This window comes from Haloarcula sp. DT43 (assembly GCF_037078405.1).
In the GTDB taxonomy this organism is placed as follows: Archaea; Halobacteriota; Halobacteria; order Halobacteriales; family Haloarculaceae; genus Haloarcula; species Haloarcula brevis.
In genome coordinates this window covers 423,115-439,348 of sequence record NZ_JAYMGZ010000004.1, presented here as the reverse complement: position 1 = coordinate 439,348, position 16,234 = coordinate 423,115, and the positions used below count along the sequence as shown (strand labels likewise).

11 protein-coding genes and 1 tRNA gene are annotated in these 16,234 nt (G+C 66.6%); 9 read left to right on the top strand and 3 right to left on the bottom strand.

Annotated elements, in window-relative coordinates:
- Positions 1–32: 32 nt before the first annotated feature.
- A complete protein-coding gene (locus VI123_RS16910) occupies positions 33–941 on the top strand; it encodes an aldo/keto reductase (protein WP_336339234.1) in 909 nt (302 codons plus the stop codon).
- 194 nt (positions 942–1,135) lie between these two features.
- Here VI123_RS16910 and VI123_RS16905 read toward each other — a convergent pair whose 3' ends face one another.
- Both VI123_RS16905 and VI123_RS16900 read right to left on the bottom strand, forming a co-directional pair.
- A complete protein-coding gene (locus VI123_RS16905; RefSeq protein ID WP_336339233.1) occupies positions 1,136–1,924 on the bottom strand; it encodes a M14 family metallopeptidase in 789 nt (262 codons plus the stop codon).
- Positions 1,925–1,969: 45 nt separating this feature from the next.
- On the bottom strand, positions 1,970–2,452 hold the full coding sequence (locus VI123_RS16900; protein ID WP_336339232.1) for a DUF309 domain-containing protein: 483 nt from the start codon (positions 2,450–2,452) through the stop codon (positions 1,970–1,972).
- A gap of 124 nt (positions 2,453–2,576) precedes the next feature.
- Between VI123_RS16900 and VI123_RS16895 the strand changes: the two genes are divergently transcribed.
- From VI123_RS16895 to VI123_RS16880, 4 genes are all read left to right on the top strand, one after another.
- A tRNA-Leu gene (locus VI123_RS16895) sits at positions 2,577–2,660 on the top strand.
- 511 nt (positions 2,661–3,171) lie between these two features.
- On the top strand, positions 3,172–4,494 hold the full coding sequence (locus tag VI123_RS16890) for a PGF-CTERM sorting domain-containing protein (RefSeq protein WP_336339231.1): 1,323 nt from the start codon (positions 3,172–3,174) through the stop codon (positions 4,492–4,494).
- 305 nt (positions 4,495–4,799) lie between these two features.
- Complete coding sequence (locus tag VI123_RS16885; RefSeq protein WP_336339230.1) at positions 4,800–6,554, top strand: PGF-CTERM sorting domain-containing protein; 1,755 nt, start codon at positions 4,800–4,802, stop codon at positions 6,552–6,554.
- Positions 6,555–6,730: 176 nt separating this feature from the next.
- Positions 6,731–6,871, top strand: a complete 141-nt coding sequence (locus VI123_RS16880) for a hypothetical protein (RefSeq protein WP_336339229.1) — start codon at positions 6,731–6,733, stop codon at positions 6,869–6,871.
- A 401-nt stretch (positions 6,872–7,272) separates the two neighbouring features.
- Here VI123_RS16880 and VI123_RS16875 read toward each other — a convergent pair whose 3' ends face one another.
- Positions 7,273–8,292 carry a DUF1616 domain-containing protein gene (locus tag VI123_RS16875; RefSeq protein ID WP_336339228.1) on the bottom strand — a complete coding sequence of 340 codons (1,020 nt, stop codon included), beginning with the start codon at positions 8,290–8,292 and terminating at the stop codon, positions 7,273–7,275.
- 201 nt (positions 8,293–8,493) lie between these two features.
- Between VI123_RS16875 and VI123_RS16870 the strand changes: the two genes are divergently transcribed.
- The 4 genes from VI123_RS16870 to VI123_RS16855 all read left to right on the top strand — a co-directional run bounded on the left by VI123_RS16870 (position 8,494) and on the right by VI123_RS16855 (position 16,210).
- Positions 8,494–10,563 (top strand): hypothetical protein, encoded by a 2,070-nt coding sequence (locus VI123_RS16870; protein ID WP_407067016.1) that lies wholly within the window; start codon positions 8,494–8,496, stop codon positions 10,561–10,563.
- Between the two features lie 104 nt (positions 10,564–10,667).
- Positions 10,668–12,356: a sodium:phosphate symporter gene (locus VI123_RS16865; protein ID WP_336339226.1), complete on the top strand. Its 1,689-nt coding sequence runs from the start codon at positions 10,668–10,670 to the stop codon at positions 12,354–12,356.
- Positions 12,357–12,441: 85 nt separating this feature from the next.
- On the top strand, positions 12,442–13,140 hold the full coding sequence (locus VI123_RS16860; protein ID WP_336339225.1) for an ABC transporter ATP-binding protein: 699 nt from the start codon (positions 12,442–12,444) through the stop codon (positions 13,138–13,140).
- Positions 13,141–13,147: 7 nt separating this feature from the next.
- A complete protein-coding gene (locus tag VI123_RS16855; protein WP_336339224.1) occupies positions 13,148–16,210 on the top strand; it encodes an FtsX-like permease family protein in 3,063 nt (1,020 codons plus the stop codon).
- Positions 16,211–16,234 lie beyond the last annotated feature (24 nt).

Sequence of the window (16,234 nt, the reverse complement as noted above, 5' to 3'; positions counted from 1 at the left end):
TGTCATGATTATATCAGATAAAACTGAGGAAAATGAAGCGACCACAACAGTCAGCCGACATGGCAACCGAGCAGAATGGTACGACCACGGTCCCTACTCTCGGGTTCGGCACCTACCGAACTGGAGGGTATAAGTGCTACAACGCGGTTAGTAATGCGCTTGAGTGTGGGTACACGCACATTGACACTGCGATGGCCTACGAAAACGAAGCGGCCGTCGGTCGCGCAATCGAACACTCCAGCGTTGACCGCGACGACCTCTTCTTGACGACGAAAATCAAGGGATATCCCGAAATGGTCGAGTATGACCGCTTGATTCAGGCAGCTAAGGGATGTCTCGAACGGCTGGGAACGGAGTATTTAGATCTGTTATTGGTTCACTGGTGGAACCCGCTGGCAGATATGGAAGAAACGTTCAACGCGCTCAACACACTCGTCGATGATGGGTTGGTCAATCAGATCGGGGTGAGTAACTTTTCTATCAAGGAGCTCATGCGGGCGATGCAGCTTTCAGACGCTCCTATTGCGACAAATCAGATTGAATACCATCCCTATTGGGGTGACGAGGAACTCGTCAGATTTTGCCAGGATAACGATATCACAGTTACCGCGTACAGTCCGCTTGCAGAGGGGCGAGTTGTTGAAGACGATGTCCTACGTTCGATTGGTGACCGGTACGGTAAATCGGCAGCACAGCTATCGATCAGGTGGCTAATACAACAAGAGAACGTTGTCACGATTCCGAAGGCCACGACGCCGAGACACGTAGAGGCGAACATGGACGTCTTTGATTTCGAACTCACGGACCGCGACATGCAGCGGATCAGGGAACTCAAACCCCCGTTCTGGTACCGAGAAAACCGCGAAGGTGGATCGATATACAAGGCTCGCAATGTACTGGGGACTTTCGTACCGGACAGTCTCTATAATCGGATTGCCTGAGCTTCTTTCCAAGTCATTGAATGGAAGGTCGACAATTGAGCGGAAATATAATTTGTGCCGAGAACACGAGAATTTTCCACTGAATACCTCGGCCAGCGCGTTTGACAACTGCCACCCGATAATCAGTGCGAGGTGTGCTTTGGTTTTTTAGACGGGCGCTTGCCGTCTAAATCAGCGGGTCAACAATAGATTGCTCAGTCTAGCATCCCAATTCGATCCGCGGTAAAGCCGAACACGTCCTCGTAGCCGTGGGCCGAGAGCAGGACCGGGTGGAACGGCTCCTCCGCGACGACAGTCTCGTCGTCGGCCGCGGCCACGGGGTCGCCCTCGGGGACGTGCTCGAAGTTCCGGACGAACACCTCGTACTGTTCGGCGGCTGACTTGGGAATGGGCTCGCCGAGCTGGAACACCGGCAGCTCCGTGTCTCGCTGGAGCGGTGGCTCGGCAGTGACGCCGGTGGCGGCGAGGAACTCCCGGATGACCTGCTCGGCGTTCTCGGCGGCCTCCGCCGAGCCCTGATAGCCACACTCGACTTCGACGACGGAGTCCACTGTCGCGAACAGCCGCCCTTCGTTTGCCCCCTTCGTCTGGACGACGGCGTCCACGGAGAGCGCGCTACAGAGCCGTTCCATCTCCGACGTGAGGTCGTCGACGAGGGCAAACATCCCCTCGTAGGACTGCGTGGAGTGCAGCGAGAGCACGGTGCAGTCCTGGAGTTCCGCGGCCAGAGCCGCAGCCAGCCGCGTCTCGTGGGACTCGCTGTCGGCGTCGCCGGGGAACGAACGGTTGAGGTCCGTGTCGAGGTACCGCTGGTCCGCGTCGAGGGCCGCCTCGTTCGCGATGATGAACTTGACCGGTCGCTCGACTTCGGGCGGGTCGGCCAGGACGGCTTCGATACCGTCCCGTCCGCACGGTTCGTCGCCGTGGATGCTCCCCACGACGGCCACCTCCGGAATCCCGTCTCCCAGTTGCTCGATTCGCATCTACCCGTAATAACGCCTCCAGCCTTTAGAAGTGCCCGGAACCGGTCAGTGTTCGAGCGACTCGGCGAACTCGATGTCCTCCGGGCGGACGGTCGGATACTCGCCGTCGAGGCGAATCTGCCAGCCCTCCAGCGCCGACGGGTCCGACAGCGCGTTCGTGACCGTCGTCCGCACGTCGAGCAGGTCGACGCCGTAGTAGTCGTTCGGGACGCCACGGAAGTACTGCAGCGACGTGCGAAACAGCGACCGCATGCCGTCGTCGTCCTCGAAGTCGAAGTGCTTGTACGCGCCGGCGGCGACCTGCACCATCCCGTGGAGGAATTTGCTCTCCGTGTTCCCGCGGCCGTAGTTGTACCACTCGTCCTCGAAGCAGTCGTGTGACTCGTGGAACTCCCCGGAGTTGTACAGGCGGACGCCGTGGACGACGGCCCGCCTGAGCGTCTCGTGTTCCCACTGTCCGTCGGCTCGCCAGCCCGCCGGATTCCCGTCCGGGGGCTCGACGGTCGGGTCGCGCGTGTGGTCGTCCATGCGTACGCTACCGTCTCCCAGGGGGTCAAACCACCGGTTCCGTGGGCCGTGCGGCCGCCCGCTCCGAGTCCGTTCCGTACGACATTTATACCGTACTGCCGTGTGTTTCGAGTGCAACACGCGTGCGAGGGTAGCCAAGCCAGGAAACGGCGGCGGACTCAAGATCCGCTCCCGTAGGGGTCCAAGGGTTCAAATCCCTTCCCTCGCATCGTGTAGGGGTCGCACGGCGCGACGCCGAAAGATGCACGCGGAGGGGGCGAAAAGTGCGCGGCGGCCCCACCGTCGCGCGGTTCGCTCCCTTCCATCGCACTGCTGGACCGACGCGGTCCCTCGCAAACCGCGAGCGGCCACCGTCCATCGACCCCGATGGACGACGGTTGACCGGTGCCGGAAGACTCGCACGGAGCGGTCTTCCCTCGCAATTCTCCGACGTACCGCGGCAGAGTCCGGGCTACCGCTCGGGACGGATTGACTCGGATTCCTTCTCGACGCTGGCTACTCTAGATACGATTTACCACCAGTAACACCCTATCTAATCTGTCTTGAAACTGGGTAGTTACCACCTTATTTTCGAGTATATATACTAGATGCACAACTACAAGAAATATATCACTTTTGGGGACACGAGAATATAGTTGTGTCTGAAAAGACGCTTTATACCACTCTCAGAAGTGCTACTGCATAAGAAATATACCACAGGCTTCTGTAATTTCCTCGTAATGGTAAAATCCCCAATACTACGGCGCGCTGCCATCCTCGCCTTGGCAGCCGCGATGTTACTCGCAGGCCCTGTCTCGGTGCTGTCCACTGCCGGGGCGACGCCCGTCGCCGAGCGTCAAACCATCTCGGTGACCGAGAACGTCGACGTGTGGGAGCGGTCGCCGCTCACGCTCCGGACGACCTCTGAAGGTCCGACGACGATTGTAGGGCCCCGGACGTTCATCAACGTCGAGTCGGCCGCGACCGGTGACCTGCCGCTCAACAAGCGCACGCTGACGGTCCACGAGCGCAACGAGTCGATAAACATGTCTTTCGAGCCCAGAATCGGTGCCGGGACGAGGGCGCTTGCCGGCGACGAGGCGCAACTGCTCGCCGTCAAGCTCAATCGGGTCCCGACCACGGACGGCCTGGACACCGGCAACGTCACGGCTTCGATCGGGGCCGTCTTCGCGAACAACACGAACGTCACGTCGTCCGAACTGCTCGACGACGCAGCGGGCGTCGGACGGATTAGTGAAACGGGCGAACTGAACGCTTCTTACACGCCCGAGTCAGGCGGTGCGTACGCCTTCGTCCTGGTGACTGTCGACGAGGGTGACGAAGGGTTGTCGGTCTCCGACGGCAACGTTTCGGTCAACGGGCAGGTGACGGTCGTCGGTGTCGAGCAGGCCATCGTGCAAGACAACGCCTCGACCGTCGAGCCGACCCGGAACCCGGTCAATCCCGGCGACGACGTCACGCTGAACGTCGACACGGAAATCGAGGACGAAAACGCCACGCACGCGGTGGTGCTGGTGCGACAGGGCGAACTCCAGCGCCAGTCGAGTACGGTGACGGTGTCGGGCGAACTGAACGAGAGCTTCAGCCAGGACCAGATTTCCGTCCGAAACTCCTTCGACAGCGTCAGCGGCGTGGCGACGGTCGGGAACGGCACCAGAATCGCCGGCATCAACCTCTCTACAAACCAGTCGATACCCGCAATCGGTCTGCAGGGGCTGTTCGGCGTGCTTGTCTCTCAGGCTGACTCGGACGCCGGCGGTGACGTCGTCCACGCCTCTGCCACGGTCGTCAGTGACGCCCCCGACACCAACGTGACCGTCCAGACGCTCGATTCTTGGCCGAACGGCGCGTACCAGTACGTCCACGTCGCCGTCGGCAACGAGTCTGGGACCATCAACTCGGACACCGGAACGGTGGCACTGAGTCCGGGCGGCGGCCCCGACGACGGAGGGCCTCCCGGCGATAGCCCGGGTAACGGCGGTCCCCCGGACAACGCCGGCGGACCGAACGGCGCTGAGAACGACGAAGCCGAAGAAGCGTAACTACTCCGGTGCCCAGCGAGTCCCTCGGAGGCCGCGAATCTGGCACCGGAACTCGCAGACTTTGAACGGTGCGACGCCCGTGTAATACTCGCATTCTGACAACACGCGGTGGTGCCGATTGCCGCCCGTTCTCATACAATATTTTACATATATCTCACAGATACAGACGGACCGATACACGTGTGCCTGATGGCCTGACGGCCCACTGGCGGAGCAGTCCCGTTTCGCGGGTTTTGCACGGCGCTTCGGACCGCTGGATGTCACTGCATAAGAATTATACCGCACCCCTTCGAAAAAATTCAGTAATGTGTAATACAACAAAAATAAAACACGCTGCAATTTTTGCGACTGCAGTGTTACTGGTGTTGGCCGCGCCGCTGTCCGTAACGTCGGCGACGGCGACGCCGGTCGACGAGGGGCAGACGACGGCGGTGACGGAGAACGTCGACGTGTGGGAGCGGTCGCTTCTCCCGCTTCGGACCACTTCAACGGGGCCGACGACGATAGCGGCCCCGCAGACGTACATCAACGTCGAGTCCGCACAGACCGGTGACGTCCCCCTCAACAGGGACCAGTACACGATTCACGAGGCGGGCGAGCCTGTAGGCCTCACGTTCGAATCGACGATTGGGGCCGGAACCTCGGCGGTTGCCGGCGACGAAGCCCAACTGCTCGCCGTCAAACTCTCCGAGCGCCCGGACGCGGCCGGATTCAGTGACGGGAGCATCAGAACCGAACTGGCTCGCCTCTTCACCAACGACTCCAGTGCCAGTTCGGTCGAACTGCTAGACGACGGGGAGGGGGTCGGTTCGATTGACGACAACGGAGCCCTCGAAACCTCGTACACGCCCGACTCGGGTGGGGCCTACGGCTTCGTTCTGGTCACCGTCGACGACGGGGCGGGACTGTCCGTTTCGGACGGCGACGTCTCGACCGATGGGAACGTGACCGTCGTCGGCGTCGAGCAGACGCTGGTTCAGGACAGCGACTCTACGGTCGACGCGACTGCCGACGACGTCGGCGGGAACGTCACGCTCGACGTCGAGACCGAACTGGACGACGACTCCGTAACGCACGCTGTGCTGGTGTTCAACGAGAGCGAACTGCAACAGCGAACGAGTACCGTCCGGGTGACCGGCGACATCGGCGCGAACCTCTCGGAGGACCAGGTCACGGTCGAGAACTCCTTCGACGGCGTCAGCGGGGTCTCGGCGACCCACGGCGACGCCGCCTTCGCCGGAGAGTCGACGGCGACCAGGGCGATGCCGTCCGCGGGACTGGTCGGCCTGTTCGGGTTCGTGCTCTCCGAAGCGTCCTCGGACGCGACCGGCGACGATATGATGTACGCCTCGGCTACGACGGTGTCCGAGAGCCCCGATACCACCGTGGCCGTCGAAACGCTGGACTCCTGGCCGACCGGCACGTACACGTACGTCCACGTCGCCGTCGGCGAGGACTCCGACGGCATCGCCTCCAGCACCGGCACGGTCACGCTGTCGCAGTCGAACGAGACCGACTCCGGCGACGATGACTCCGAGGACGAGACCGAAACCGATGACGGCGGTAGTGACGGAAGCGACGACGGCGATGATAATGGTAGCAGCGACGACGGCAACGATGATAACGGTGGCAGCGACGACGGCGGTGACGACAATAACGGCGGCAGCGACGATAGTGATGACGATGACAGCAGCGATGGTGGCGATGGCGACGATAGCAGTGATGGGAGTGACGACGGCGATGGAGACGACGGTGACGACGAATCGGAGACCGAAAGCGACGACGCAACGGATGAAGACACCGAAGCGCTGGACACCGACAACGGAGCGGTGACCGACACGGGTGCGGACGACGGCACTGAGGCGGTCGAAACCGACGGCGGTGCCCAGACCGAGGCGGCCACGACCGCCGCCGGTGGTGGTGCCCAGCAACCCGACGACGTGGGCGCGACCGCAACACCGGGCTCGGTCGAGACCACGAGTTCGAGCGGCCCCGGATTCACCGTGCTCGTCGCGGTGCTAGCACTGCTAGGTGCCGGACTCCTTGCGCGACGGGACTGAGTCACAGGCCGCTGGGGTCGACACGGCGTTGTTGTGATTCTTTCTCCGTTATGTCGCTTCCTGGCGGTGTGCCTCCGGGTAGATGCCGTCGCACGGAACCGGTCGCGGCGAAATGTTGCTGAGACGCATGATTTTATGTTATCTTACAGATAATGCGTGTGTATAAGGTACACACAATGGGGGACTACGCAAAGCAATCGCGCGCGTCGAAGCTCAAGTGCATTACGTGCAACTCACCGGTCGTCGTCACAGTCGACGAGGAGTACATCTGCGTCGACTGCGGCGACACGCCGATTGAATCCGCGACCCAGGCCTGAAACCGTCGGTAGCTCCGGTCCATAGCTACCGGGCGTACGATGGCACGGTCTCGCTGACCGACTAGTTCTGAACGGCGTTGATTCCGGACACAATGAGTCTCCGGTACGGGGTCTGGTCCTATAGTATTTCCACCGCCATCGGCTCGTGACTCCGGTACGCCGCCACGACGCCGTAACTGACGGCCAGTCCGAAGACGACGAGCGGGACGGCGAGCGAGCCCAGGCTGTCGGGGGCGTGGGCCGCGAACGACGGCGACCGGTCGGGGTTTGCTGCCAGCAGCGGCCAGAACAGGTTCGGGAAGAAGTAGTAGTCCGTCCCGAGGCGAAAAAAGCCGTTCGGCGGGTGGAATGCGGAACGGGAGGCAGTGGGACAATCCGCTTTAGACCCCGCGGAAAGGGGGTCACTCGGTCACGTTCACCCAGAGGTGGACTTCCCGATAGGCGGTCGATTGGTTGACCGTCTCGGGCGGCGAACCGCGGTACAGCAGGTACTGGAGCCTGAGCCGCTCTCCCGTCATCCCCGGCGTCACCTCGTGTTGGCGGTGCCAGGTCTCGTTGTGCTCTAGCGTCGGCTGGAAGCGCCGCAGTTCGCTCCGCTCCTGCACCCGCGTCTCGTTGCCGACGCGTTCGACGCGCTGTAACTCGGTGACGACGGTGTACTCCGTTCGCTCGTGTTCCTGATTCCCGATGCCGACTATCAGCGACCGGCTTTCGCCCCGCTGGAACTCCGTCGGGTAGCCGTCCGCGACGAGGTCGCCGTCCTCGCCCTCCGTCAGCAGGTAGAACTCGCTGAACCGCTCGCCCTCTTTCGGGACTGTGACGGCGTACGCGACGCTGCCGGCCGCGAGCAGGATGCTCACGACCAGCAACACGTTCAGGGCGGCGTCCGTCCGCGACGCTGGCGAGAACAGCTCCTCGCGGCCGGCGCTGAGCCACGCCCGGTATGGCACGCGGAACCGCTCGTCGGCGGGCAGCGCCCAGCGACGAACGGCCGCGACGCCGGTCAACACAAGCGTCAGCCCGCTGAGCGAGACGAGAATCGGGAGCAGGCGGATGCCCCACGGCGTGAAGTTCAACACCAGGCCCACGAGGGGGACGAGTGCGATGCTGAGGCCAAAGGAGAGCGCGACCCGTTCGATGCCGTCGATGCCGTCGATACCCTCGGCCTGGGGGTTCGTGACGGCCTCGTCGTCGTCGGGGTCGCTCCCGTCCTCCGGGAACAGCGCGGCGATGAACGCGTACCCGGGGACGAAGAGGACAAACACGAGTCCGGCGACGATACGGACCGGCGTGTCGGAGACGACCGGCAGCAAAACGGCCAGGTTCGTCAGGGCAACTACGCCGACGACGGCGGCCAGGTCGGCCGGGAGACGGCGGAGTTGGCGCGGCAGGAGTAGCTTCCACGCCGGGGTGCCAGCCATTAGACGAGGTTCATGTCGGAACGGTAAAAAAACAGCCGATTGGGCGCTCCTCGCACCCCGACACCGGTGGGGTGGGCCAACCGAACGCATTTTATCAAACCAGCAGAATAACACGGTGTGTTCCGGAGCCAGCCGTGGGCCGTGTTCGTCGCTCTGGCACTGCTGGGGCTCACAGCGGGCGCTGGTGGCGCGGCGGCGACGGTGGGAGACAGCCCGGCTCCGAACCCTCAGGTCGAGACGACGACGGACGGCAACGAGACACAGCAGGTGAACCCCGATTCGGTGGCCGACGGGGAGTACGGGGACGAAACGGCCGCCTGGTTGGCCCGGACAATGGGGGGGCGACTGGAGAGCAGTAGTATCGCGCTGTCCAGCGAGCAGTACGAGCAGGCCCGGAGCGTCCTCGGCGACGACTACGACACGCGTCTGGAGCAGTACGTCGAGGTCGCCGGCGACACGTCCTCGGAGGCGGACGACACCGCTGCGGGGGAGTTTGAGGCCGCGCGCGAGAACCAGCGGACCCTCGCAACCGAGGTACAGCGATACCGCCAGCAGTACGCGGCGTACCGGGCGGCACGCGAGCGCGGTGACGAACGCGAGGCCCGCGTCACCGCGCGCGCCATGGAGCGGACGGCGTCGAACGTCAGCGAACGGGGCCGGCAGTTGAACCGGAACTTCGAACGCATCGAGAACGCCACGTCGGTCGACCTCTCGGAGGGACAGGCCGAACTCAACGAGACCACGGCGAACGTCACGGCAACACAGGCCGCCGTCCGTGAAGAGACGCTCGTCGGGACGACGCTGACGGTTCGGGCGAACGACGCGACCGCGTCGTTCACCGACCCGGGAACCCTCTCCGGCCGGATACAGACCGAGAACGGGTCGGCCGTCGCCGACGAGACGGTCGAACTCCGCGTCGGCTCCCGACTCCGGACGGTCCGGACCGATTCGAACGGCGCGTTCGAAACGCTGTACCGCCCCCGTTCGGCGAGACTCGGGGAACAGTCAGTTTCGGTCGAGTACGTCCCGCGCTCGGACTCGGTGTACCTGTCCGACACTGCCACGGTCACCGTGGACGTGCGACAGGTGACCCCGACCGTGAGGAGCGAGCTCGCACCGGAGACGGTGGGATACGGTGACCGACTCGACGTTTCGGCGGCCGTGACGGTCGAATCAACCGGCCTCGCGGGGATTCCAGTCGAGTTCGGCACGGACGACACCGTTTTGGCACGGACGACGACTGGACCCAACGGGACCGCCACAGCGACGGCCCGGGTCCCGGCGACGGTCGACGACGGCGACCGGCAGGTCGTCGCCCGGATTCCCTACGAGAACCGCGCTATCACCGGCGCGAGGTCCACGGCCCCGGTCGTCGTGGTCGAGACCGGGACCACCCTCGCGGTGAACGCGTCGTACACGGACGAGGGGGTTCTCGCCCGCGGCCGCCTCCGGACCGTCGACGGGACGCCAGTCGCCGGCCGTCCGGTCCGTCTCCGAGTCGGCGAGAGCGGAACGCAGGTCGTCGAGACGGACGGGGACGGGTCGTTCGCGGCTGTCCTCGCCGCCCCACAGACGAACGCGTCAGCCACGGTCACAGCCACGTACGACGAGCCGGAATCGAACCTCGGTAACGCGACAACGACGGCGACAGTGCCGGCGACGGGAGCCCCGGGAGACGACGGCGGGCCAGCGCCGGTCGGCAGCGGGTCCGGCGGCGACTCGCTCGTCGATAGCCTGCTGGCGATACTGTTCGGGTCTGACGGTGGCCTGGGCAGCCTCGGAAGTGGCCTCGTCGGGTACGACTGGCTCCCCGTCGTCGTGGGCGGGGTGGTGCTCGCAGTCGTCGTCGCATCGTGGGTCGTTATCTCGCGGTTCCGCGGCTCCGGGGACACGGACCCGGTGGAAACCGCCGACGAGTCGACGGCCGAACCCGACCGACCGGAAGCGGAACCGACTGTCACGGGACCGACGTTCGACGAACGCGTCGACACGCACCTCGACGGCGGGGACTACGACGCTGCGGCGATGGCGGCCTACGCCGCGGTTCACGACGAGCTAGCGGCACAGAACGGAATCAGCGAGGGGGCGACACACTGGGAACTGCTCCAGCGGAGCCGGGCGAACGGCGTGCCCGAGGAGCAAGTGACGGACATCGAGACGGTCGTCGAAGCCTTCGAGACGGCGGCGTTCGCACCGTCCTCGGTCGACCCCGACCGTGCGGAGACCGCCGTCGAACGCGCTCGGGAGATACGGTCGAACGGTCACCCGTGACCGGGACGCCCCGCCTAGCAGTACCTCGACAGCCGTGGACGGACTCCGAGTCGCCCGTCGGCATGCGGTAACGCTCTTACACCCACCCGGTGTAGGGACGGGCAATGAGTGACGGCCGGACGGGGCGACTGCTGCTCGTCGTGGCGGTGGTCGCCGTGGCGGTCGCGGCCCGCCTGACGACGCTCCACTGGACGCCGCTCCCCTCGACGATAGACGGGTTCGGTTACGTCGCTCTGGCCAGGGACACTCTCGAGACGGGGGCGTTTCCGCTCGGCCGGTTCCGGGCGGACAACGTCGTGTTCGCCGCTCTTCTGACGGTCGTCGGCGCGCTCACCGGCGAGCGGCCGCTGTATATCGCTCAGCCGGTCGTCGCGGTCACCGGTGCGGCGTCCTGTCTGACGGCGATGGCGCTGGCCAAGCGCCTGGCGCGGTCGAGTCGCTGGCCGCGCTCGCGGACGACGCTGGCGATGGGCGTGGTGGGGATGGGACTCGCGGTCGAGGGGGTCTACCTCCGGCGCACCGGCCAGACAGACGAGGAGGCCCTGGCCTTCCTCCTGCTCCCGCTGTTTGCGATTGCCGTCCACCGCCTGCTCACGACCGACCGGGACAGGCGTCGCTGGGGGGCCGTCGTGGTCGTCCTGTTCGCCGCCTTCCCGCTGCTCCACACGTTCAGTTCACTCATCGTGGCGCTGGTCCTCACGGGCGTACTGGCCGCACATCTCGCTCGGATTCCGCCACGCCGCGACGCCGTCGTTTCCCTCGCCGTCGTCGCGGGCTTCTGGACGTACATGTGGGGGTACTACCGGTTCGCCGAACAGTCCCAGTTAGTCGTTCCCTACGTCGACCGCATCAGCGCGTATCCGGGGCTGTTCCTGGCCTGGGTCGTCCTCCTGGTGGCGACGCTGGTCTGGTTCCAGCGGACGAGTCCGCGCCTCCAGCGGGTGACCGTCGGCGGCGCGGTCGGCCTCTGGTTCCTGACGCTCGGCGCGAACGCGCTCCGGACCGTGTTCCCCGGGACACAGACCACGCCGACCGGGCTCTTGGCGCTCGTCGCGGCCTTCGCCGTCCCGGTGGCGTTCGCCCTGGTCGGCCTCCCGCTCGCGAGCCGCGACCGGCGGCGCATCGGCCCGGTCGTGCTGGCGCTCCTGCTGGCTCCGATTGTCGTCGTGTACTTCTCGTTGACCGCCTCGCTGACGCCGGAGTACTACGGGACCGCGCTCCGGGGCCAGACGTTCGTTCACCTCCCCGTGTTCGTGCTGGCCGGCGTCGGCGTCGCGTCGCTCGCCGCCCGGAGGTCGCCGTCACCGGACGGCGGGCTCGGGTCGGTCAGGACTCACAGTCACCGGCTCGCGACCGTCCTGGCGGTCGTCGTCGTGGTCGCCGCGCTCGTGACGATGCCCATCGCGTTCGTCAACCTCGACACGCTGGCGTTCCCGACCGGCGCGACCGAGTCGCAGTTCGCGGCCGCGACGTTCACGGCCGACCACGTCGACGAGCAGTGGGCCTCGGACCACCCGTTCAGCCGCATCGTCGCCCTGTACTACCCCGCCGCGACCGCCGGGACGTACCAGCCGACCGCCCGGTGGCTCGGCGGCGGCGCGGAACCGGACTGCCCGACGCTGTCGCGGGCGTCGTGGGGGACGACCGGGGCGCATCTGTTCCCGGCCGCAAGCGAGAAGACCACGCCCGCGGCGCTGGCGGAGTGGCGCTACGAGCACGACGTGGTCTACGACACGCGAGCGCTCGACTCCGTGTATCTCGTACTGCCCGGCGGCAACCGAACGGGGTGTTGACGCGCCCGACCCGAGAGGGCCCGCTCGTGGCCGCACCGGGTATGTAACCGTGGCATACAATACGGGGCCGGCAGAAAGGTCGACAATGACCGACCCCGTCCTCGTCGGTTCGGACCTGTGTGTCACGCGACGGGGCACGACCATTCTCGACGGCGTCTCGCTCACGGTCGAGTCGGACGCGGCGACGCTCGTCCAGGGCCCCAGCGGGGCCGGGAAGTCGACCCTGTTCAACGTCCTCGGTCTGCTAGAGCCGCCGTCTAGCGGTCGGCTGACGGTCGCCGGCCGGGACGCGAGCGCGCTCTCGGAGCGCCAGCGCGCGCGGCTTCGCCGGACGACGCTCGGGTTCGTCTTCCAGGACTTCCAGCTCATCGGCGACCTGACCGCCCGCGAGAACGCCTCGCTTCCGCAGGAGCACGCGGGCGAACGCGACCCCGACTGGCTGGACACGCTGTTCGACCGCCTGGGCATCGCCGGGCTGGAGCACCAGTACCCCGCGACGCTGAGCGGTGGCGAGAAACAGCGCGTCGCCATCGCACGCGCGCTAGCGAACCGCCCCGAAGTCATCCTCGCCGACGAACCGACCGGCCAGCTGGACCCCGACACGGCGGCGGCGGTGCTAGACCTCCTGTTCAGCATGAAGGAATCGACCGAGACCGCGCTCGTCGTCATCAGCCACGACCCGCAGTTGGCCCAGCGGTTCGACGAGCGGCTGTTCATCCGCGGCGGTACGCTCGTGACCGACGCCGCCTCGACGCCGGACGCGCGGTCGACGGAGACGGACTAGCGGACCGATGGGATACCGAAACGCCCTCCTGTTTCGCTGGTCCAGACGAGACCGGCTCACCGTCGTCGTCGTCGCCGTGACGGCCGCGTTTCTCATCGGCACGGTCCTGCTCCTGTTTACCGCCGTCACGTACTCCGAGACCTTCGCCGAACCGCTCGCGAACTCCGGGACGGTCACCTACCACGAGGCGGAGAACGGCCCGCCGGACGCGAGCGGGAACGTCACCGTCCTCCCGACCGCGACGGCGAGCGCGAACGGGACCGAGGTCCGTCTCGTCGGCATCCCGCCCGATGCGCCGCGGGTGCTCGTCGAGGGGTCGGCCCAGTGGCAGGAGGGAAGACTGCCGACGATACCGGACGGCGTCGACGCCCGGGGGCCGGTCTCCCAGCAGCGGACGCGGGCCGTCAGCGGGTCGAACGGGACCGTCTCGCTGTCGGTCGTCCCGCCGGAGCGGGGGACGACGTTCCTCTCCGACCGGTGGTACGCGACGAATGCCTCGACCGCACAGCGGGTCGGTGTCACCGGCTACTTCGTCATCGACCGGAGTCCGAGCGGGACCGGGCTGGGGAGCCTACCGAGCGCGGGCGCACCGCTCGTCAGCGCGCTCCTGTACGTCCTCGGCGGCCTCGAACAGGTGCTCTGGGCGCTGGGCGTCGCGGCGGCCGCCGGCGGCCTGCTGGTCCTCATCGTCGTCTACAACGTCACCCGGATGAGCGTCCGCGACCGCCTCGAGGCGATACGGGTCGTCCGCTCGACCGGCGCGCCGGGCTGGCGCGTCGGGCTCCTGTTTACGCTCCGTGCCGGCCTCCTCGTGACCACCGGGGTCGTTCTCGGCTACGCCGTCGGGCTCGTCCTCATCAAAGCGCTTGTCAACGTCGCCATCTACGTCGGCCTGCCAATCGCCCTGGACGTCACTGTCTCGGGTCAGAGCGCGACCGTCGTCGCGGCCGTTGCCGGCATCTTCGTGCTGATGGGACTCGCCGCCGGCGGGCTCGCGGCCTACCCCGCGGCGACCCGCCCGCCGGCCTCGCTCGGCAGCCGCCACGCCCGGTCGGGCCGGTCTGGACGGTCGACGCTTTCGAGAGTTCGAGGCTGGGTCGCGCCGACGTTCCTGTCCTGGCGGTCGGTCGTCCCGACGGCGGCGACGCTGACCGTGTTCGGCATCACCTTCCTGCTGGTCGTCTCGCTGGCCGGACTCGCCTCTCCCCTCGGTGGCAACGCGGGAGGCACTGGAACCATCACCCAGGCCGGCGCGCCTCACCCGCTGAACAGTCGCCTTGACGCCGAGTACGCGTCGGCGCTCAGAGCCGACGGGACGCCGGCCAGCCCGGAAATCATCTACGCACAGGTGTCCGACGGGCAGCCGTACATGGCCCACGGGGCGGAGTACGGCCTGTTCGCCAACGTCACCGGGGCGACGCTGGTCGACGGCCGGCGACCACAGCGCTACGACGAGGCCGTCGTCGGGAGCGACCTCGCGCGGACGCTAGACGTCGGGGTCGGCGACGAACTGACCGTCAGCGGGAGCGTCAAGCCCGGGATTCGCCGGGTCACTATCGTCGGCCGGTACGACGCCCCCGGGACGCTCGATGACCTACTGATTCTCCCGCTCGACTCGGCGGCCGACCTGGCGACCGGGCGCGGGCAGGTCCACATGATTCGCGTCGAGGGGCCGGTCTCGGGAATAACCGACGGAGCACCCGACGGGGCCACCCGGTCGGGCGCTGTCGTGACCGGGATTTCCGGCCCGGCCCGCGTCGTCAGCGGCGACACCGTCAATCTCTCCGTCACCGTGCGAAACGTCGGTAACGAGCGGGCGACCCGAGAGGTCACAGTCCGCTATCGGGGGGAGCGGCAAACGACGACGGTGGCCGTCCCGCCGGGACAGGAGCGGACCGGGACCGTCTCCTTCGAGACGTCGGCACTGGGCACCTGGAACGCCACCGCCGGGGAGTACGCCCACTCGGTGACCGTCGTCTCCCCGAACGCCATCGAGATTCCGGACCAGCTCCCGTCGCAGGCACCGCCCGGGTCGGGGCTCTCGGTCCCCGTGGTCACGAAGACCGGCGACCGCGTCTCGAACGCGACCGTCACGGTGAACGGGCCGTCGCTGAGAACGGGGGCGAGCGGCGTCGCTGTCGTCCCCCTGCCGCGCGAACCCGGGAACTACACGATAACCGCCCGTTCGGGCGACCAGACGGCGACACACGACATCCAGGTGGTCCGGGGGGCCCAGCGGGAACTGTACGGGGAGGTGTCCGTCTCACCCTCCTCGGGGTCGGTCCTGACGACGCCGACGCTCAGGGTCGGCCTCGCCAACCCCTGGCAGGAACCGCTCGTCCGGGACGTGCGCGTCGTCGGCCCCGGCGTCTCCCGGAACCGGACCGTCTACATGCCGCCCGGAAACGCCACGCAGACGCGGTTCTCGCCCGACGGCGGCCGGGGCCAGCCCGGGACGTACACCTACCGGGTGACGGCCAACGGGACCACCCTCGCGACGACGGCGTACACGGTGACCGGCGACCGCCGACTCGCCTCCGCCGTGGCGAGCAGCGGGTCCTACGCCGCCGGGACGCCCATCGAACGCTCCGTCGAGGGCGTGTTCGGCAACGTCCAGTTGATTCTCGGCGTCCTCGTGGTCCTCTCGGCGCTGAGCACCGTCGGCAGCACTACCGCCACGTTCGCGCAGGGAGTCCACGCGCGCCGACAGGCCATCGGTATCCACCGCTCGACCGGGGCGACCCAGTGGCGGGTCCTGCGGACGGTCTTGGCGGACATCGCCCGCATCGCGGTTCCGGCGACGGCTCTCGCTCTCGGCCTGTCGGTCCTCGCGTTACAGGCTCTCGAACGGGCCGGCTGGCTCGTCTTCTTCGGCTTCCGCCTCTCCGCACGAACGCCCCCGACCGTCCTCGCGGCGATATTCGTCGGCGGCGTCTCGCTCGCGCTGTTCGGTGCGCTCGTCGCGACGGTGCCGTACCTGACGGCCTCCCCGGTGTCGCTGCTCCCGAGCGGTGACCGGACGCGGACGCCCGACGAAGCGGGGGAACCGCGACGGCACGGCGACGACTGAGCCGGGTCGCTAGACGGCGTTCGC